18 protein-coding genes are annotated in these 19,150 nt (G+C 29.1%); 5 read left to right on the plus strand and 13 right to left on the minus strand.

The window, feature by feature from the left end:
* From ACFDSN_RS08120 to fumC, 7 genes are all read right to left on the minus strand, one after another.
* Positions 1-1,074 (minus strand): HlyD family secretion protein (locus ACFDSN_RS08120; protein WP_375239348.1); only part of this gene is annotated, 1,074 nt, incomplete at its 3' end.
* Between the two features lie 4 nt (positions 1,075-1,078).
* Positions 1,079-2,734, minus strand: coding sequence for a peptidase domain-containing ABC transporter (locus tag ACFDSN_RS08125; protein WP_375239349.1), 1,656 nt, complete (start codon positions 2,732-2,734; stop codon positions 1,079-1,081).
* A gap of 3 nt (positions 2,735-2,737) precedes the next feature.
* Positions 2,738-3,412, minus strand: coding sequence for a TetR/AcrR family transcriptional regulator (locus ACFDSN_RS08130; protein ID WP_375239350.1), 675 nt, complete (start codon positions 3,410-3,412; stop codon positions 2,738-2,740).
* Between the two features lie 97 nt (positions 3,413-3,509).
* On the minus strand, positions 3,510-4,754 hold the full coding sequence (locus tag ACFDSN_RS08135) for a mechanosensitive ion channel family protein (protein ID WP_375239351.1): 1,245 nt from the start codon (positions 4,752-4,754) through the stop codon (positions 3,510-3,512).
* Between the two features lie 66 nt (positions 4,755-4,820).
* Positions 4,821-5,414, minus strand: a complete 594-nt coding sequence (locus ACFDSN_RS08140; protein WP_375239352.1) for a pseudouridine synthase — start codon at positions 5,412-5,414, stop codon at positions 4,821-4,823.
* Between the two features lie 62 nt (positions 5,415-5,476).
* Positions 5,477-6,715, minus strand: a complete 1,239-nt coding sequence (gene hutI / locus ACFDSN_RS08145) for an imidazolonepropionase (RefSeq protein ID WP_375239353.1) — start codon at positions 6,713-6,715, stop codon at positions 5,477-5,479.
* A 68-nt stretch (positions 6,716-6,783) separates the two neighbouring features.
* Positions 6,784-8,181, minus strand: coding sequence for a class II fumarate hydratase (fumC, locus tag ACFDSN_RS08150; RefSeq protein ID WP_375239354.1), 1,398 nt, complete (start codon positions 8,179-8,181; stop codon positions 6,784-6,786).
* A gap of 150 nt (positions 8,182-8,331) precedes the next feature.
* Here fumC and ACFDSN_RS08155 point away from each other — a divergent pair, with 150 nt between their 5' ends.
* Both ACFDSN_RS08155 and ACFDSN_RS08160 read left to right on the plus strand, forming a co-directional pair.
* Positions 8,332-9,510, plus strand: a complete 1,179-nt coding sequence (locus ACFDSN_RS08155) for a hypothetical protein (RefSeq protein ID WP_375239355.1) — start codon at positions 8,332-8,334, stop codon at positions 9,508-9,510.
* Positions 9,511-9,582: 72 nt separating this feature from the next.
* Positions 9,583-9,756, plus strand: coding sequence for a hypothetical protein (locus ACFDSN_RS08160; protein ID WP_375239356.1), 174 nt, complete (start codon positions 9,583-9,585; stop codon positions 9,754-9,756).
* A gap of 139 nt (positions 9,757-9,895) precedes the next feature.
* Here ACFDSN_RS08160 and ACFDSN_RS08165 read toward each other — a convergent pair whose 3' ends face one another.
* The 5 genes from ACFDSN_RS08165 to gcvT form a co-directional block, all read right to left on the minus strand.
* A complete protein-coding gene (locus ACFDSN_RS08165; RefSeq protein WP_375239357.1) occupies positions 9,896-10,606 on the minus strand; it encodes a YebC/PmpR family DNA-binding transcriptional regulator in 711 nt (236 codons plus the stop codon).
* Between the two features lie 100 nt (positions 10,607-10,706).
* Positions 10,707-10,994: a 4a-hydroxytetrahydrobiopterin dehydratase gene (locus tag ACFDSN_RS08170; protein ID WP_375239358.1), complete on the minus strand. Its 288-nt coding sequence runs from the start codon at positions 10,992-10,994 to the stop codon at positions 10,707-10,709.
* 2 nt (positions 10,995-10,996) lie between these two features.
* Complete coding sequence (locus ACFDSN_RS08175) at positions 10,997-11,821, minus strand: sugar nucleotide-binding protein (protein WP_375239359.1); 825 nt, start codon at positions 11,819-11,821, stop codon at positions 10,997-10,999.
* Between the two features lie 16 nt (positions 11,822-11,837).
* Complete coding sequence (locus ACFDSN_RS08180) at positions 11,838-12,752, minus strand: glutaminase (protein ID WP_375239360.1); 915 nt, start codon at positions 12,750-12,752, stop codon at positions 11,838-11,840.
* A gap of 3 nt (positions 12,753-12,755) precedes the next feature.
* The gene (gcvT, locus tag ACFDSN_RS08185) at positions 12,756-13,826 is read right to left on the minus strand and encodes a glycine cleavage system aminomethyltransferase GcvT (protein ID WP_375239361.1); all 1,071 of its coding nucleotides are present in this window, start codon (positions 13,824-13,826) and stop codon (positions 12,756-12,758) included.
* A gap of 115 nt (positions 13,827-13,941) precedes the next feature.
* Here gcvT and ACFDSN_RS08190 point away from each other — a divergent pair, with 115 nt between their 5' ends.
* Positions 13,942-15,564 carry an aminopeptidase P N-terminal domain-containing protein gene (locus ACFDSN_RS08190; RefSeq protein ID WP_375239362.1) on the plus strand — a complete coding sequence of 541 codons (1,623 nt, stop codon included), beginning with the start codon at positions 13,942-13,944 and terminating at the stop codon, positions 15,562-15,564.
* 69 nt (positions 15,565-15,633) lie between these two features.
* Positions 15,634-17,187 carry an NAD(P)H-hydrate dehydratase gene (locus tag ACFDSN_RS08195; protein WP_375239363.1) on the plus strand — a complete coding sequence of 518 codons (1,554 nt, stop codon included), beginning with the start codon at positions 15,634-15,636 and terminating at the stop codon, positions 17,185-17,187.
* A 66-nt stretch (positions 17,188-17,253) separates the two neighbouring features.
* Here ACFDSN_RS08195 and ACFDSN_RS08200 read toward each other — a convergent pair whose 3' ends face one another.
* A complete protein-coding gene (locus ACFDSN_RS08200; protein WP_375239364.1) occupies positions 17,254-18,318 on the minus strand; it encodes a TlpA family protein disulfide reductase in 1,065 nt (354 codons plus the stop codon).
* 132 nt (positions 18,319-18,450) lie between these two features.
* Here ACFDSN_RS08200 and ACFDSN_RS08205 point away from each other — a divergent pair.
* On the plus strand, positions 18,451-19,150 hold a 700-nt coding region (locus ACFDSN_RS08205; protein ID WP_375239365.1), incomplete at its 3' end, for an aromatic amino acid lyase.

Here is a 19,150-nt window from a genome sequence, read left to right on the forward strand (position 1 = left end):
TCCATAGGTACCATAAGACACGTTTGGCCATCCACTAAATACAATTGCTGGCCATCCGTCAAACTGAATTCTAAAAGTTTCTCCAATATGTACTAAAGGTAAATCTATCGGGTCAACATAGGTCTCTATTGCTACGTCATAATCACTTGGCATAATTCCAACTAATTTTTCACCTTCTTTAAATGTTTCTCCTAAACCAGCTTTTAGAGCTTTATTTATATAACCATTTTGTGGCGCGGTTATATAATACATATTATTTCTAAGTTGATAATTTGAGTTTTGATTTTCTAATTTAGAGACTTGAGCTTCTGCATCGAATTGACTAGATTCTGCTGTAAATTTATCGCTTTGAGATTTTGAGATTTTATCAGCATATTCTGCCGAAATTCTAATTAATTCAACTTTTGAATTCAAAAATTTGTTTTCTCTAGCAATAACTTTTGCTTGAACTTCTTGAATTTTCAATCTTTTTTCTTCTACATCTTTTGTTGCTTTTAAACCTTCTTTAGCAAGAGTTTCTATACGCTCTAATTGAGTTTCTGCAATCTTATAGTTTAATTTTTCTGCTTCAAAATCTGTACTATCGCTTTTTACTTTTAGTTTAGCTTGTTGTATTTTTAGGCTTCTTTCCTTTATTAAAGCAGTAACTTGATTATTTAATGCTCCAATTTTTGATTGATATGATGAAACAGATGATGTTTTAGCTTTAATTTGTTGATTGGTTCTTTCTACTAACCTTGGGTCAAAATACTCACTTTTAACTTCAGAAATATGAAGTATAGTATCGCCCTTTTTTACAAAATCACCTTCACGAACATGCCATTTTTCTATTCTTCCAGGAATAACAGATTGAATGGTTTGTGGTCTTTGGTCTGGTTTTAAAGTTGTAACTAAACCATTACTGTTAATGTTTTGAGTCCATGGAAGGAATATTATTATAATACATAAAACCCCAAACAATTTTAATAAACGGTTAAACATTTTATAATGGTCCTTGTTAAATGCTTTTTTATAAGCTTTATACTCATTAAGCTTAACGTGTTTTCCAACTGAGTTTTCTGATATATTAAGCATAATTTTAGTTTATTTTACCTTTTTCTAAGGTTATTATTCTTGAACATTTTGTTTGCCATTCTGGGTTTTTACTCACAACAACAAGAGACCAAATATTATTTTTATTAGTTAAATAATCTATTATTTTTGATGCTTCTTTAGGGTCGAATTGATCTAAAGGGTCTTTTAATAACAATAATTTAGGTTGTTTTAATAATGCTCTTGCTAATAAAATTTTCTTATTGTTTGTATTAGAAATTCGTTTTCCTTCAGGATAAATAATAGTTTCTATACCATTAGGTTGTTCTTTAATAAAATCTGTTAATCCAATATTTGTGATAACCTGGTCTATTTCACTATCAGTAATATTTGAGTCTGTAAAGGTTAGATTTTCTCTAATTGTACCTTCAAAAGGTGTTTCTTCTGCTAGTACTTGACCTATTAATCCTCTATAGCTATTTAGATTTATTCCAGAATATGCCAAATCATTAATGTTTAACTTTCCTTTTGTTGGTTCAATAATTCCGGCTATTGCTTTTAATAATGTAGCTTTACCGGCACTTTGACCACCATTTATAACTATAAACTCATTATGGTTTATAGTTAAATTAATTCTATCTAAAATTGGTGAATCTCTATCTGGAACAGAGTAAATGTAATTCTCTAATTCTATTTTTAAATTTTCAGAATTAGAAATTCTTTTACCGTTTTGATGCTCTATTGGTTTATCAGAAACTTGCCCTAATTTTTCTAAAGAAGTTAACAGATCATAAAATGTTTCTAATCCTAATAGTAGTTTTTCTACAGAATTAATAACTAAAAGTATAATAATTTCGGCCGCTACAAATTGACCAATATTCATTTGTTGATTTAAAACTAATATTCCACCAATTAAAAGTAAACCTGCTGTAACTAATATTTTAAATGCAATTAATTGTTTAAATTGAAGTATTAAAACTTTAAAATGACTTTCTCTAGCCTTTAAATAACCCGTAACTAAGTCATCATTTTTTTCCATAGCTAAACTAGTTTTTCCAGATAATTTAAAGCTAATTACGCTTCTAGCAATTTCCTGTAACCAATGTGCAACTTTGTACTTATATTTAGACTCAGCTAAGCTTGTTTCTAATCCTTTTTTTGCAGTATATTTAAATACTACATATATAAGAAGGAGTAAGAATATACCATATATTATAAAAAATGGATGATAAAATGAAAGTATTAATAACCCAAATATTATTTGTAATAAAGCAGCAGGAAAATCTATAACTATTTTCGATATTCCTTTTTGAACAATAAGTGTATCAAAAAAACGATTTGCTAATTCTGGCGGATAATAACTTCTAAATTCACTCATTTTAATTTTAGGAAACCTAAAGGCAAACTCAAAAGATGAACGTGTAAATATTTTTTGTTGAATATTCTCTGAAATTCTAATTTGCATTAATTGAAGAATTCCAACAAAAGCTACACCTAATGTAACTAATGTAACTAATACAATATAAGACGAACTTATTTGTGCGCCTTGAATCATATTAATAATAGCTTGTATTCCTAAAGGAAGAGACAGGTTAACCAATCCAGCAAATATGGCATAAAATAGCACTTGCCTAATGTCTTGTCTATCTAATTGTAAAAGTCTTAAGAAACGTTGCCAAGAGGTAATCATTATCTTATTCATAAATTAATGTTTTAAAGTGTTAAATACTAAGTTTTTAAAATAAGATGTAGGATCATTAGTTTCTTTAAAGTCTGATATAGAGCTAAAATGATCTTTTATGAATTGCATATGTAAAGCACCATCTATAACAGAACTAGCTAAACTAAATGGATGTTGGTAATCTGGGTTAACGTCTAAAACCATATTTTTTAAGCGTGTTACTAATCTTTTAAAAGTAGCGAAATAACCTTCTTTATTTTCTATGTCTACTTCTTTTGTTAAGTAAGATTTTGAGTATTCATTTATAATAATGCGTTTTAAAGCTATTTCATCAATATGATTATAATTTGTATCTAAACTTGTGTTTTGAGTCAAAATACTAATTGCTATTTCTAATTTTAATTTAGAATTAGAGATGTTATTTGTGGCAAAGACTAACTGATATTCTAACCAGCTCCAATACCATGACGACAAATAGAGAAGTAGTTTGTGTTTACTTTCAAAATAACGATAAATTGAACTTTCGTTAGAATTAATTTTAACACCTAATTTTTTAAAAGTAAATGAGTCAAATCCAATTTCATCAATTAATAAAATACTAGATTCTATTATGCGTTTGCCCAAATCAGAAGACTCAGGATCTTTTAAATAAATTTTATCATTAATATTTATCTTTATGCTTGATAGTAGATTATTCATTATTAACTAATTTAATTTCAAATTTAATAGTATTACTATTATAAATGAAATTTTTAGTATTAATTTAACTAATAGTATGTATTAGTATTTCTTATTATTAGACCTTAAAACTATTAGAATTAGGAAGTTCAAAGATTTCTAAATCAAAATAAATAACAGAAGCTAGAATGTGATCAAAGATATCTGCTATAATATATTCGTAGTTTTGCCAACGTTTATCTTTGCTAAAAGCATAAATTTCTATAGGTAAGCCTTGAGTTGTAGGTTTTAACTGCCTTGTCATGATAAACATATCTTTGTTTATTGCAGAATGATTTTCAATATAAGTTTCTATATATTTTCTAAAAACACCAATGTTAGTTAAGTTTCGTCCGTTAATTAAAACAGACTTGTCTATGTTGTTTTTTGTATTGTAATTATTTATTTCCGTTTGACGTTTTTCTAAATAACTAGTTATTAAATGTATCTCTTTTAATTCATTTATATCATTCTCTTTTAAATGCTTTATACTATTCATATCTATAATAATAGAACGTTTTATGCGTCTTCCTCCAGAATTTTGCATACCTCGCCAATTCTGAAAAGAATCCGATATTAATGCATATGTGGGAATAGTTGTAATTGTCATATCAAAATTCTGAACTTTTACAGTTGCTAAATTAATTTCACAAACATCTCCATCTGCGCCATATTTTTCAAAAGTTATCCAATCTCCAATTCTAACCATATCGTTTATGGAAACCTGAATACTTGCTACAAAACCTAAAATGGTGTCTTTAAAAATTAATATAATTACTGCAGAAATAGCACCTAAACCAGTTAAAAACCTAAGCATTGGTATATTACTTATATAAGCGAATGAAAATAGAATACCAGTTAGCCAAGCAAAAATCATAAATACTTGAATGTAACTATCTATAGGTTTATCTTTAAAATTAGATAATGTTTTTAAATAATCTTTTACAGCGTTTAAAATACTTCTAACTATCCAAAGCGATAAAATTATTGCTGCAACACCTACAATTTTACTTAATGGATTTAAAATGAACTTGTAGTCTCTAAATACGAAAGGAATTAATTCAAAAGCAACAATTAAAGGAATAACGTGTGCTATATTTCTAGGTACTTTATTTGTAATTAAGATATCATCAAAATTAGTTTTTGTTTTTCCTGCTAATTGAGCAAAAAATAATCGAAGTAGCCTTCTTGTAATAGTATCTACTATAAATACAAGAATTAATAATGCTACAAAAAGAATGATCATATTTAATATTTTGGCTGTACTATCTGAAACAGACCAAGATAAAAATAGATTATAAAAGTAACAACTAATAGATTCCATGTCTAGATTGATTTAAAGCAAAAATACTATCATTTTTAGCATTAAAGTGATGTGTAATGCTAAAGTTTAAATAAAGTTTTTAATCTGTTTTATTTCTTTTGGAGTATTAAATAAGTTTGGGTCTAATTTTATAGCACCAATTCGTACTCGAACTAATCGTAAAGTAGGAAAACCTACTGCAGCTGTCATTTTTCTAACTTGTCTAAATTTGCCTTCTGTTACAGTTATAGAAACCCAAGATGTTGGTCCGTGACGTTCATCTCGTATTTTTTTTCTACGTTCTGGTAACTCAGGTAATTCTAATATTTTAAAGGCTTTGCAAGGTTTAGTCTTGTATAAATCTCCATTTATACTAATATTTAAACCATTTTGAAGTTGATTTAAAGCCTCACTAGTAATTAAGCCATCTATTTGTGCATAATATTCTTTTTCAACCTTAGAACTATTTACATAGTAACTGGTTTTACCACAAGTTGTTAATAGAAGTAAGCCTTCGCTATCTTCATCTAGTCTGCCAATTGGCATAATATTTTCTGGAAATTGACCTAAATCACCTAAAAAATGCTTCTTTTTTTGATGTTTACAATTTGTAGAAAATTGACTTAACATACCAAATGGTTTACAGACTTTAAAATTATGATGTTTCTGACTTGACTCCATTTTAATTACTTAGCAACTTTATAGGATTTTAACTAACTTTTATCTTAAGTGATTTAGTGTTATTATAAAACAAGTTTCCCATTAATCAAGATCTTTTCAATACAGTTTTCCCCAAAAGCATAAGGTAAATAATTGTAATTCTCTATTGGTTTTGTAATGATTAAATTAGCTTTCTTTCCTTTAGTAATACTTCCATATTGATTTGAAATTTCCATAGCAAAAGCTCCATTTAAAGTTGCTGCGTTTATGGCTTCTTCTGGAGTTAGTTTCATTTTTATACAAGCTGTACTTACTACAAAATTCATATTACCGCTTGGTGTAGAACCAGGATTATAGTCTGTAGCTAAAGCTATAGGTAAGCCAGCTTCTAAAAGCTGTTTTGCTGGTGTATATGGAATACTTAAAAAATAGGAGCAAGAAGGCAATGCAACTGGCATAGTGTTACTATTTTGAAGTGCAATAACATCTTCAGGACTTAATTCTTCTAAATGATCGACACTTACTGCATTATATTCTACTGCTAATTTTACACCACCAAAACTATTAAATTGATTAACGTGTATTTTAGATTTTAAGCCATATTTTTTTCCAGCTTCCATAATACGTTTTGTATCCTCTAAATCAAAATAACCTTTTTCGCAAAATATGTCTATATAATCAGCTAAATCTTCAGATTCAATTTTTGGTAACATATCTTTTATAATATGATCTAAATAACCTGATTTGTTGTCCTTAAATTCTTTTGGAACTGCATGAGCTCCTAAAAAAGTAGCTTTAATTTTTATGTTTTGTTCTTTTTTTAATCGTTTTATAACACGAAGCATTTTAAGTTCTGCCTCTAAGGTTAGTCCATAGCCAGATTTAATTTCTAAAGCACCAGTTCCTAATTTTATAAGCTGATTAATACGTTGAAGTGACTGTTGGTATAAATCATCTTCAGTCGTATTTTGAAGTGTTTTAGCGGAATTTAATATTCCACCACCACGATTTGCAATGTCTTCGTAACTTAATCCATTAATTCTATCTACAAATTCCTGAACTCTATTTCCTGCATAAACTACATGAGTATGAGAATCGCACCAAGTAGGCATAACTATTTTACCTGAAGCATCAATTATTGTTTCGGCTTTAGTAGAGTAGCAGTCTTCCATTTTTCCAAAATCAACTATAGTATCATTTTCAATTAAAAGATACGCGTTTTCAATTAATGGTAAGGTTTTCATTTCTTCACCAGAAACTTTTAAGATGTTAGCTTCTCTAACTTGTATTAGTTGTTTTATGTTGATTATTAGTGTTGTCATAATTCAGAATTAAGTATAAAAAAACGCTGCATTAAAAATACAGCGTTTTGATTAAATTAGTACTTTTTTTAATTTAAACTTCCAACCATATTTTCTGGTTTAACCCATTCATCATAATCTTCAGAAGAAACATAACCTAAATTAACGGCTTCTTCTTTTAAGGTTGTTCCGTTTGCGTGTGCTGTATTTGCTATTTCAGCAGCTTTATAATAACCAATTTTAGTATTTAAAGCAGTTACAAGCATTAAAGAATTGTTTAATAACTCTTTAATTACTTGATGATTTGGCTCTATTCCAGCAACACAGTTTTCTTCAAAACTAGCACAAGCATCACCAATTAATTGAGCAGATTGTAAAATGTTTGCAGCCATCATTGGTTTAAACACATTAAGTTCATAATGTCCTTGTGTTCCTCCAACAGTAATTGCTACATCGTTACCCATAACTTGTGCGCAAACCATAGTAATAGCTTCACATTGTGTTGGATTTACTTTTCCTGGCATAATAGAACTTCCTGGTTCATTTGCTGGAATAATAATTTCTCCAATACCTGAGCGAGGACCAGAAGCCATCATTCTAATATCGTTGGCAATTTTATTTAAAGATACAGCGATTTGCTTTAAAGCACCATGAGACTCAACAATTGCGTCATGTGCCGCTAAAGCTTCAAATTTATTGGGAGCAGTAATAAAAGGTAGTTTTGTAAACTCAGCAATGTACTTTGCAACTAAAACATCGTAACCTTTTGGTGTGTTAAGTCCTGTTCCAACAGCAGTTCCACCTAAAGCTAATTCGCTTAAATGCTCTAAAGTATTTTCTAAGGCTTTTAATCCATGATCTAATTGAGACACGTATCCAGAAAATTCTTGACCTAAGGTTAAAGGTGTAGCATCCATTAAATGTGTTCTACCAATTTTAACTACATTTTTAAATGCAAGAGCTTTATCGTTTAGTGTATTTCTTAATTGCTTTACTCCAGGAATAGTAGTTTCTACAATTTTCTTGTATGCAGCAATATGCATTCCTGTTGGAAATGTATCGTTAGACGATTGAGATTTGTTTACATCATCGTTTGGTGCAATAACTTTTTCGCCTTCACCAATAACGCGTCCTGCTAATTGTTGTGCTCTATTGGCAACAACTTCATTAACATTCATATTAGATTGTGTCCCAGAACCAGTTTGCCATATTACTAATGGAAATTGGTCGTTGTGTTTTCCGTCTAAAATCTCCTCACAAGCTGCAGCAATTAAATCACGTTTATCTTCTGATAAAACACCTAATTCACAATTTGTAAATGCTGCAGCTTTTTTTAAGTATGCAAACCCATAAACGACTTCTAAAGGCATAGATGCTACTGCACCAATTTTAAAATTATTTCTAGAACGTTCGGTTTGTGCGCCCCAAAGTTTATCTGCTGGGACTTTTACATCGCCCATTGTATCTTTTTCTATTCTAAATGCCATAATAGTCTGTTTTATTTAATGGTACAAATTTAAGAAATTTAACACGTTTTTAGAGTGATTTCTTAAAATGATTATATTGAATTATTTTTTATTTAATCTTAGCCTATATTCTTATTCTTATTATTATTGCAATTCATTAAAAAAGTTAATATGAAATATTTTTATTTATTTTTTGCCTTCTTAAGTTTTAGTTTTATAAATGCTCAAAACAATTTTGAAGACGGTTATTATATTAATAACTCTGGTGACAAGGTTAATTGTTTAATTAAAAATATAGATTGGAAATACAATCCAGAGTTTATTACAATTAAAAATGATCAATCAAATGATTCAAAAAAGATAAATATTAATTTAATTAAAGAATTTAGTGTAAGTGATGTTAAATTTATTAGATCTACAGTTTTGTTAGAAAGATCAGTAGAGTTTACTAATTCACTTTCTGATAAGTTTGATCCAGAATTAAAAGAAGAAACCATTTTTTTAAAATGCCTATCAATTGGAAAGGCAAACCTTTATTCTTATAAAGATTCAAATTTCATCAAATTTTTTATTGATAATGATTTAAATAAGCAAGAGCAATTAGTATTTAAATCTTACCTAAAAGATGGTATTGTAAGAGTAAATAATACTTATAAATCTCTTTTAATCTTTTTAAAAAATTGTGAGAATATTAATGCTGAAGATATCCAAAAATTAAAATATAAAGAAAAAGAACTAATCGAAATATTTAATACTTATAACACATGTTATGATAAAACATTTGAAAATAATTTTGATAAAAAAACTAAAGGCAAGTTTAATATCTATCCAAGAGTTGGTATAGGTTCAACTAAAGGAAAATTAGAAACTGGTGGAAATTTAAATACTTTTGATGATGTTAGTTATGAAAATAAACCATCTACATTTTTTGGTTTAGAGTTAGAATATATTTTGCCATTTAATAATAACAAATGGGCAATAACATTAGAAGGATATAATGTGTCTTATTCAGCAGAAGATAATACTGATAACCTGCAAAAATTTGATTTGACTTACGAAGGAATTAATTCAGCAATTGGTGTTAGATATTATATGTATTTAAAAAGCACAAAATTAAGACTTCTATTAAATAGTGGTATTATAGTTCCGTTAAGTGTAAACTCTAATTCTAAATTTGGTAGATTTGAATTAAATCCAAGTACAAGCTTATATTTTGGAGGCGGAATGAGTTTTAATAAAAAAATAAATGCTGAATTAAGGTTGTTTCCAAATGCTAATTTATTTAAAGCAGGTAGTGTTGCTGGAAGTATTAATTCTGTAGGTTTAATTTTTTCATATAATATTTTATAATATTAGTGTTGCATTAAAAAATGCTTTGTTTTATATTTGCAGTAATAACAATTATTAAGACACAACCAAGTTATGTTCGAATTTGACCAATATTTAGGATTTTTAGCCTTTTTAACTATTTTAACCATAGGATTTTGGTTATTAATATTTTTAGCAACTTTTGTTGTACCGTATTGGATTGGTGGATCTTTAATTGAACGTATAAAAGAAATTATGGATGAACGTAAAGCTAAGCGCGAAGCTTAATTTTATTTTAAGAATATATTTAAAAGGAGCAATAAAATTGCTCCTTTTTTTATGCTAAAATTTTAGTTTAGAGATTAAAAAAAGGCTTCAGTTATTAGATTGAAGCCTTTTTTACAGAGTAATAGAGTAGAAGTAATGCTTATTCTTGCATAGTGTGATATACATTTTGCACATCATCATCATCATCTAATTTTTCTAATAACTTGTCTACATCTGCTTGTTGCTCTTCTGTTAACTCTTTTGTAATTTGAGGAATACGTTCAAAACCAGAAGATAATATTTCTATTTCTCTAGATTCTAATTCGGCTTGAATAGCTCCAAAACTTTCAAATGGCGCATAGATTAAAATTCCATCATCATCTGCAAAAACTTCTTCTGCTCCAAAATCTATAAATTCTAATTCTAATTCTTCAGGATCTAAACCTTCAGATGGAATTCTAAAATTACAAGTATGATCAAACATAAAAACAACTGATCCAGAAGTTCCCATGTTTCCATCGCATTTGCTAAAACACGCTCTGACATTTGCAACTGTTCTGGTATTGTTATCTGTTGCAGTTTCTACTAGAACAGCAATTCCATGTGGAGCATAACCTTCAAAAACCACCTCTTTATAATCACCTTGACCTTTTTCACTTGCTTTTTTAATAGCACGTTCCACATTGTCTTTAGGCATATTTATAGACTTTGCATTCTGTATAACAGCTCTTAAACGCGAATTAGAATCAGGATCTGGTCCGCCTTCTTTTACTGCCATTACAATGTCTTTACCAATACGAGTAAATGCTTTACTCATAGCAGACCAACGTTTCATTTTACGTGCTTTACGAAATTCAAAAGCTCTTCCCATTTCTGTGTGTATGTTTAATTTCGCGTTCGCGAAGTTTTTAAAATACTATGAATTACAAATTTAAAAAAATAAGTGATGTTTTAAAATTGATTTGCTCAAATTATTCTTCCTCTACAATAGATTCAAAAGCGTGAGCTAAATCAAAATCTTTTTGTGTTACGCCATTTGCATCGTGTGTAGTTAATGATACAGTCAATAGATTATATGTATTAGACCAGTCTGGATGATGATTTTGTGCTTCGCACTCAAAAGCCATTCTACTCATAGCACTAAAACAGTCTTTGAAGTTATTGAATTCAAATTCGCAATACAATGTATTATCTACATAATCCCATTCTGGTAATGCTTTTAGTTTTTCGTTAATTTCTTTTTCAGTTAAAGTTTTCATAGCTATTGTTTTAATTCATTTATAACAAAATCACTTCTGTAATTTAAATGTTTAGGTAATATATTATGTTTTGGTAGTACTGCCAAATATCTATCATTATTTGTAGTGTAAACTTGTTTTAAAATTGGGTTTTTAAGTTGAAGTGTTTTAGCTATTTCTTTTATAAAATCGTTATAATGAACTAAATCTGTACTTCCTAAATGATAAATCCCAGATTTATTACGATTTATGATATAATGAATTTGTTGTGTGATTTTAAAATCTGTTGCAACGTTTAAAATTAAATTTGGAAAAACTTCAATGGGTTCTTTAGCTTTATAAAATGCTTTAATTTCTATAATTCTTGGAGAATGTTTTCCAAATACCATTGGTAATCTTAAAATTGCATACTTCTTTTTTGGTAAGCGAAGAAGCATATTTTCTATCTTAATTTTAAAATAGCCAAATTTACTAAGACTTAAAGTTTTATCTTGTTCGTAACTTGGAAACTGACTGTAGGCATCGAAAACATTGGCAGATGATAAGAATATGAGTTTGCAATTATTGTTTTTAACATACTCAACCATATGAAAATGTGCTACAATTTGGGCGCCAAAATCGCCTCGTAAAGCAGAAATGATTATTGTTGGTTTTACAGCTTCAATTATCTCTGTAGCATCGTCTTCTTCTAATATATAATGAAAATAATGTTGGTTTTTTGATAAAGCTATTGTTTCTGTTCTATATGTTCCAAAAGTATTGTAATAAGAACATAATTCTTTATAAATAGCACTTCCAAGAAAACCGCTACCACCAAATATGAGAATTCTGTGCTTGTTTTTATCCATAAACTAAAATAAACTTTTAAAATATAGATAATTCAGTTTTACTAGTAAACAGTTCTAAGGCTTGCATTCCTAATTTTGAATTTCCTTTCTTGTTAAGTCCTGGAGACCAGACAGATATTACAAATTTATTTGGAAGTAACGCTACAATTCCTCCACCAACACCACTTTTACCTGGTAAACCTACTTCGAAAGCAAATTCCCCAGCTTCATCGTAAAATCCACAAGTAAGCATTATGGCATTTATACGTTTTGCTTGACTAGAAGTAATATGCAATTTGTCTTGTAAGCATTTTCCTTTATTAGCAAATAAATAAAAAGCGTTAGTGATTTGCTCGCAAGTCATAGCTAAAGAGCATTGCATAAAGTAGAAATCTAAAACTGTATCAACATCATTTTTTAAATTCCCAAACGATTTTAAAAGATTAGCAATTGCATAATTTTTAAACCCGGTTTCTTTTTCTGAAGCAGCAACTTTATAATCATAATCTATAGATTGATCATTCGTGATTTGTCTAATAAAGTCTAAGAATCCTTCTTTTGGATTTTCTAATTCGGAAACCAAAATGTCAGCAATTACAATTGCGCCAGAATTTATAAATGGATTTCTTGGAATACCATTTTCTACTTCTAAAAGTGTTAAAAAATTAAATGGATTTCCAGATGGTTCTACATCAACACGTTTCCAAACATCATCAGTTTTTTTTGCAACTGCTAGAGCTAACGTCAAAACTTTAGTAATACTTTGAGTAGAAAATTTGGTTTGATAATCTCCAACACCAAAATTGTCGTTTTTTAAAACGTTTAAATAAACCCCAAAAGCATTTTTGTTAACATTCTTTAATTCAGGAATATAATCGGCAACATTTCCTTTATCTTCTACAAGAGAAATCTGTTGTTTAATGTCTTCTAAAATGCTTTTGAAATCTATCATATATTATCCTTTATAGAAAGGTAATTTCACTACAGTTGCAGGAATTGCCTTTTTACGAATTTGAATATTTATTTTACTGTTTGCTTTTGCAAAAATAGTTGGTACATAACCTAAACCAATACCTTTACCTAAGCTAGGAGACATAGTTCCTGAAGTTACAACTCCAATTTTATGTCCTTTGCCGTCTACAATATCGTAATCTTGTCTTGGAATTCCGCGTTCATCTAATTCAAAAGCCACTAATTTTTTGTCTACACCTTTTTCTTTTTGGTCTTTAAAAATCTCAGAACTTGAAAAGTCTTTTGTGAATTTAGTTATCCAACCTAAACCAGCTTCTATAGGAGAAGTAGTATCATTTATATCGTTACCATATAAGCAATAACCCATTTCCAAGCGTAATGTATCTCTAGCGGCTAATCCAATAGGTTTTGCACCAGCTTTGGTTACTGCATCCCAAACTTGTTTAACTTCTGTGTTTTTACAGTAAATTTCAAATCCACCGCTGCCAGTATAACCAGTTGCAGAGATAATAACATGTTCTATACCTGCAAAATCTCCAACTATAAAGTTATAGAAAGAAATCTCAGCTAAATCATGAGAACTTAAAGATTGCATTGCGTTTACAGCTTCTGGACCTTGAATAGCTAAAAGCGAATAATCTTCACTTAAATCCTTCATTTCTGCACCAACATCGTTTTTAGATTGTAACCAATTCCAATCTTTTTCAATATTACTAGCATTTACAACAGCTAAATATTGCTCTTCTTTTAATTTATAAATAATTAAATCGTCTATAATTCCGCCATCATCATTCGGCATACAGCTATACTGTGCTTTACCGATGGTTAACTTAGAAGCATCGTTTGTACACGTTTTTTGAATTAATGCTAAAGCATTTGGTCCTTCAATTAAAAACTCTCCCATATGAGATACATCAAAAACTCCAACACTTTTTCTAACGGTTTCGTGTTCAATAGTTACGCCATCATATTGTACTGGCATATTGTATCCTGCAAATGGTACCATTTTTGCCCCAAGAGCTTCGTGTGTTGCTGAAAGTGCTGTATTTTTCATCTTTAGTTTTTTAATTTTAACAAAAGTATCGAAAAATAATGTTAAAACAAGGTACATAACCAATCACATTTTATAAAATTATATTACTTTTCAAGCTCAAATCATTTCCCTTTATATGAAAACTATCTATTCAGTATTTATTGCTTTTTTTACTTTTATATTTACAATTGCTCAAAATGGAAATCCTACAGATTATTTATCTAAAGAGTTTCATAAAGAAAGAAGAGAAGCTTTAAGAGCAAAAATGCCTAAAAATTCTGTTGCAGTTTTGTTTTCTAACCCAGTTAGGAATCGTGCTAATGATGTGGATTTTATTTATCATCAAGATCCAGATTTTTATTATTTAACAGGTTTAAAAGAACCACATTCTGTATTGGTTGTTTTTTCTGAAAACCAAACTAACTCTGAAGGTGTAGTTTATAATGATATTTTGTTTTTGCAACCAAAAGATCCTAGAGCAGAAATGTGGAATGGAAGACGTTTAGGAGCAGATTTAGCAAAAACAAAATTAGGTTTTACTTATACGTTAAACACATCTACTTTTATTGAAAACACAGTTGATTTTAATACGTTTGATAATATAATTTTCCACAACTTTAAAGATGATTATAGAGATGGAAGAAGTGCAGTAGATTTATTTGATTTAACTAAAAATTTTAAAACTCAAATTAATTTTGTGCCAAAAACAACTTCAGTAATTGTAGAACAGGTTTATGGTGTAATAAAAGCAACGCCTATAGAGAATAGTGCAAATGTAGCGCAAAACATAGGAAGCTATTCAACGCAATTTCCAGAACTTAAAAAAGACGAACTGATTAATAAATATATGTCTGCTACAACTAACCATGTTAGAGAAGAAGCTAAAAAAGAAATTCTAAACATTAAAGCTGAAACACCAAAATATAACACTAAAATGCTTGGTGGTTTTATGGCAGAATTACGAGAAATTAAAACTGCTGAAGAAATGAAACTTTTAACAAAAGCAGTACAGATTTCAGCAATTGGACAAATAGAAATAATGAAAGCTATGCATCCAGGAATGTCTGAAGGAGAAATTCAAGGTGTACACGAATATGTTTATAAAAAGTATGGTAGTGAATATGAAGGTTATCCTAGTATTGTAGGCGCAGGAAATAATGGTTGTGTATTACATTATATAGATAATACAAAAACGAAAGTAGCTAATGAGTTAGTTTTAATGGATTTAGGTGCAGAATACCGCGGCTATACAGCAGATGTTACTAGAACTATTCCTGCTAATGGAAAATTCTCTAAAGAACAACGCGCAATTTATGATATAGTATATAAATCTCAAGAAGCAGGAATTGCAGCTTGTACCGTTGGAGCACCTTTTTTTAAGAGCAACCAAGAAGCACAAAAAGTAATTAATCAAGGGTTGTTTGATTTAGGAATTATAAAATCTTTAGACGAAAGACATAATTATTTACCACATGGTACATCACATTATATTGGTTTAGATGTTCATGATCCAGGAACTTATGGACCATTAAGAGAAAATAGTGTTATTACTGTAGAACCAGGAATTTATATTCCAGAAGGTAGTCCTTGCGATAAAAAGTGGTGGACAATTGCTGTTAGAATTGAAGACGATATTTTAATTACCAAAAATGGACCAGTAAATTTAAGTGTTGATGCACCTAGAAAAGCCGATGAAATAGAAGATTTAATGGCGCTACCAAGTCCTTTGGATGCTTTTAAATTACCGCATTTAGATTGAAAAGTTATTTAAAATAAGTTTGTTAGGTATAACGTATTAAAATATCTTCGTGAATCTTAAAATAACGCTATGAAACTTTTTTCAAAAGAACAAATATATCAAGGACACGTTTTTTCTGCAAAATCCCAAAACATTGCTTCGGCAGAATTAATGGAACGTGCAGGAATTCAAATATTTAATTGGTTACATATAAGAATGCAAGGTGCGCAAGTACCAATTCATATTTTTTGTGGAATAGGAGATAATGGTGGAAATGGTTTAGTAGTTGCAAGACAACTAATTACTCACGGTTATAACGTAAAAACATATATTGTTAATCATAGTAAAACAAGATCTAAAGATTTTTTAGATAATTATGATCGTATAAAAAATACAACTAAAGATTGGCCAACTTTATTAAACGATGATAAATCATTTCCAGAAATAGATCCAAATGATATTATTGTGGATGCTATTTTTGGTACAGGTTTAAATAGAGATGTTGATAATTGGATTGTTAATTTGTTTAAACATTTTAGAGATCAAAAAGCATTTACACTTTCTATAGATATTCCATCTGGACTAAGTACAGATAAAGCGCCAATAAATCCTGAAGCTGTTGTAAATGCAGGTTATACATTAAGCTTCCAGTCGCCTAAACTTGTCTTTTTTCTTCCTGAAACCGCAAAATACACAGTGCAGTGGGAAGCTTTAGATATTGGGATTGATCCTCAATTTTTATTAGAAACAGATGTTGATGTAGAATTAATTGGTAAAAATGAAGTTCTACCTCTTTACAAACCAAGAGAAAAATTTTCAAACAAAGGTAATTTTGGTCACGCTTATATAATTGGAGGAAGTTTTGGTAAAATGGGAGCAGTAACTTTAGCTAGTCGATCTGCTTTACTAAGTGGCGCAGGAAAAGTATCTGCATACATTCCAAAGTGTGGTTATACTATTTTACAAGCTGCTTTTCCAGAAGCAATGGTAGAATGTGATATAAATGAAGATTTTATTACTGATATTAAAACAGAAGTAGAACCAACAGTAATTGGTTTAGGTATTGGATTAGGTTTAAAACCTGAAACTATAAAAGCATTAAAAAAATTCTTAAAAGAAAATAAAAGACCTTTAGTTTTAGATGCTGATGTTATTATTATTTTAGGCAAACATAAAGAATTATTAAAACTCTTACCAGAAAGTACTGTGTTAACACCACATCCAAAAGAATTAGAGCATTTAATAGGCGAGTGGACTGATGATTTTGATAAACTAAATAAGACAAAAGCATTCTGTGAAACCTATAAAGTAATTGTTGTAATTAAAGGTTTTAATACAATAACTGTTTATAATAAAAAACTATTTATAAATACAACCGGAAACCCTGGTTTAGCAACTGCAGGAACTGGATATGTTTTAACAGGTCTGATAACTGGATTAATAGCTCAAGAGTATAATCCTTTGGAAGCTGCTTTATTTGGAGTGTATTTACATGGCAAATCTGCAGATATTATGGTTGAAGATACCGGTTATCAAAGTTTAATTGCAAGTCATGTAATTGAAGGTGTTCCTTTAGCATATTTAGATTTATTTAAGCAGCCAGAACAACCTGAGGTAGAAGAGGTTGAAAATGAAAATAATTAATTAAATTAATCATATAAAAAAAGCGACCAAATGGTCGCTTTTTTTATTGTGATAATAAGAAATATTTTAAATGCTTAATTCGTTAAATAAAGCTTTAAGTTTTGGGCTTGATGGTCTAGGAGCATCAGCATTAACAACATTACCGTTTGGATCTATTAAAATAAAACGAGGAATTCCTCTAACATTAAATTTAGTTACAAAATCAGATTTCCAAGCTTTATCAGACATTAATTGAATACCACCTAACTCTTTTTCTTTTATCATGTTTCTCCAACCTTCTTTAGCTAATTCCATAGATTTACCTTTAAAACCTCTACCGTTATCTACAGAAATACTAACAAATTCAATATTTTTATCATGATATTCTTCTTCAACTTCTTTCAAGAAAGGAATTTCTGCTTTACAAGGCCCACACCAAGTTGCCCATAAATCTACATAAACATATTTACCTCTTAAGTTTTTTAAAGATGTTGTTCCTCCTTTATAGTTCTCATAGTTAACAAAATCTGGAGAAGGCTTTCCTATAAAAGGAGCAAATTGTGCAGCTCTTTCAGCTATTTGTTTTTTATAACCATCATAAGATTTTTGCATATCATCCATAAAGCTTTCAACACCTTTAGTCTCATCAGCTAATAATGTAGAATCTATTGTTTTATTACTATCAACAAACGTTTTTAATTTTGCTTGTATTTCAGTTATAGAAGTTTTAAAATCTGCAGGTTCCATATCCATTAAACTTGGTGGAAATAGATTTTCTTGCATTAAAGCCTTTTCAGCTAAGAAATTACTTGATTCCGAACCATTACCTGTGTAAGCAATAGATTCATCAAACTCTTGTGCATTTAAAGATAAATCTAGTTCATAACCATTTTGTAAATACAAACTTGAAGATTCTCCTCCATCATAAAAAGAGTAAATACCTGGAGTGGCAATTTTAAAAGTGTCTTTAAAAGTTCCGTCCTTAGCTACTTTTATAGTTTTAGAGAAGTCTCTTCCTTGATAAACAAAAAGAGAATCACTATTTTGGTTTTTAATTTTCCCAGAAAATGTTACATAATCTTTAACTGGTTCTGGAGCTTGTTTACAGCTAAATACAGCAGCAATAGATAGGCAGGCTATTAGTTTTTTCATTTTAAAATATATTTAGTTTTCTCAAATTTAATATTATATTATTTAATGTTATAATATTTTCATATTTATTAATAAAATCTTGCATATACAATTTACTATTCTCATTTTTGACCTACTTATTTTAATACTATTATGAATAACACACATATTATTAGTTCTGAATTATTAGATTTTAGTACTATATCTTCTATTATAAATCAAAATAAAACTCTAGAGTTTTCTAAAGCATCAATAAATGCTATAGAAAAATGTAGAACGTATTTAGACGAGAAACTTAAGAATAACAATAGACCTATTTATGGAATAAATACAGGTTTTGGTTCTTTATATGATGTTGGAATATCTTCGGAGAATTTAACGAAGCTACAAGAGAATTTAGTAATGTCTCATGCTTGTGGAACAGGAAATAAAGTACCAGACAATATTGTTAAACTAATGCTATTACTTAAAATACAAGCATTAAGTTATGGACATTCTGGAGTTCAGTTAGAAACTGTAGAACGTTTAATTGCGTTTTATAATAATAATATTTTTCCTGTTATATATACTCAAGGATCTTTAGGAGCTTCAGGAGATTTAAGTCCTTTAGCACATTTAGCTTTACCTTTAATTGGAAAAGGGAAAGTTGTTTTTAAAGGAAAAGAAATTTCAGGAGAATTACTTTTAAAAGAGTTTAATTGGAACCCAATTACACTTAAATCTAAAGAAGGATTAGCTTTATTAAATGGAACGCAGTTTATGAGTGCTTATGGTGTACATTCTATTTTAAAATCTAAAAAATTATCTTATTTAGCCGATTTAATTGGAAGTACATCTTTAGATGCTTTTGATG

The sequence above is a fragment of the Aurantibacter sp. genome, assembly GCF_042094015.1.
Lineage (GTDB): Bacteria > Bacteroidota > Bacteroidia > Flavobacteriales > Flavobacteriaceae > Aurantibacter.

Bases quoted from the DNA above. Each gene is read 5' to 3' on its own strand.
- ACFDSN_RS08125 (WP_375239349.1), bottom strand. From the start codon at position 2,734: ATGAATAAGATAATGATTACCTCTTGGCAACGTTTCTTAAGACTTTTA.
- ACFDSN_RS08130 (WP_375239350.1), bottom strand. From the start codon at position 3,412: ATGAATAATCTACTATCAAGCATAAAGATAAATATTAATGATAAAATT.
- ACFDSN_RS08135 (WP_375239351.1), bottom strand. From the start codon at position 4,754: ATGGAATCTATTAGTTGTTACTTTTATAATCTATTTTTATCTTGGTCT.
- ACFDSN_RS08140 (WP_375239352.1), bottom strand. From the start codon at position 5,414: ATGGAGTCAAGTCAGAAACATCATAATTTTAAAGTCTGTAAACCATTT.
- hutI (WP_375239353.1), bottom strand. From the start codon at position 6,715: ATGACAACACTAATAATCAACATAAAACAACTAATACAAGTTAGAGAA.
- fumC (WP_375239354.1), bottom strand. From the start codon at position 8,181: ATGGCATTTAGAATAGAAAAAGATACAATGGGCGATGTAAAAGTCCCA.
- ACFDSN_RS08155 (WP_375239355.1), top strand. From the start codon at position 8,332: ATGAAATATTTTTATTTATTTTTTGCCTTCTTAAGTTTTAGTTTTATA.
- ACFDSN_RS08160 (WP_375239356.1), top strand. From the start codon at position 9,583: ATGTTCGAATTTGACCAATATTTAGGATTTTTAGCCTTTTTAACTATT.
- ACFDSN_RS08165 (WP_375239357.1), bottom strand. From the start codon at position 10,606: ATGGGAAGAGCTTTTGAATTTCGTAAAGCACGTAAAATGAAACGTTGG.
- ACFDSN_RS08170 (WP_375239358.1), bottom strand. From the start codon at position 10,994: ATGAAAACTTTAACTGAAAAAGAAATTAACGAAAAACTAAAAGCATTA.
- ACFDSN_RS08175 (WP_375239359.1), bottom strand. From the start codon at position 11,821: ATGGATAAAAACAAGCACAGAATTCTCATATTTGGTGGTAGCGGTTTT.
- ACFDSN_RS08180 (WP_375239360.1), bottom strand. From the start codon at position 12,752: ATGATAGATTTCAAAAGCATTTTAGAAGACATTAAACAACAGATTTCT.
- gcvT (WP_375239361.1), bottom strand. From the start codon at position 13,826: ATGAAAAATACAGCACTTTCAGCAACACACGAAGCTCTTGGGGCAAAA.
- ACFDSN_RS08190 (WP_375239362.1), top strand. From the start codon at position 13,942: ATGAAAACTATCTATTCAGTATTTATTGCTTTTTTTACTTTTATATTT.
- ACFDSN_RS08195 (WP_375239363.1), top strand. From the start codon at position 15,634: ATGAAACTTTTTTCAAAAGAACAAATATATCAAGGACACGTTTTTTCT.
- ACFDSN_RS08200 (WP_375239364.1), bottom strand. From the start codon at position 18,318: ATGAAAAAACTAATAGCCTGCCTATCTATTGCTGCTGTATTTAGCTGT.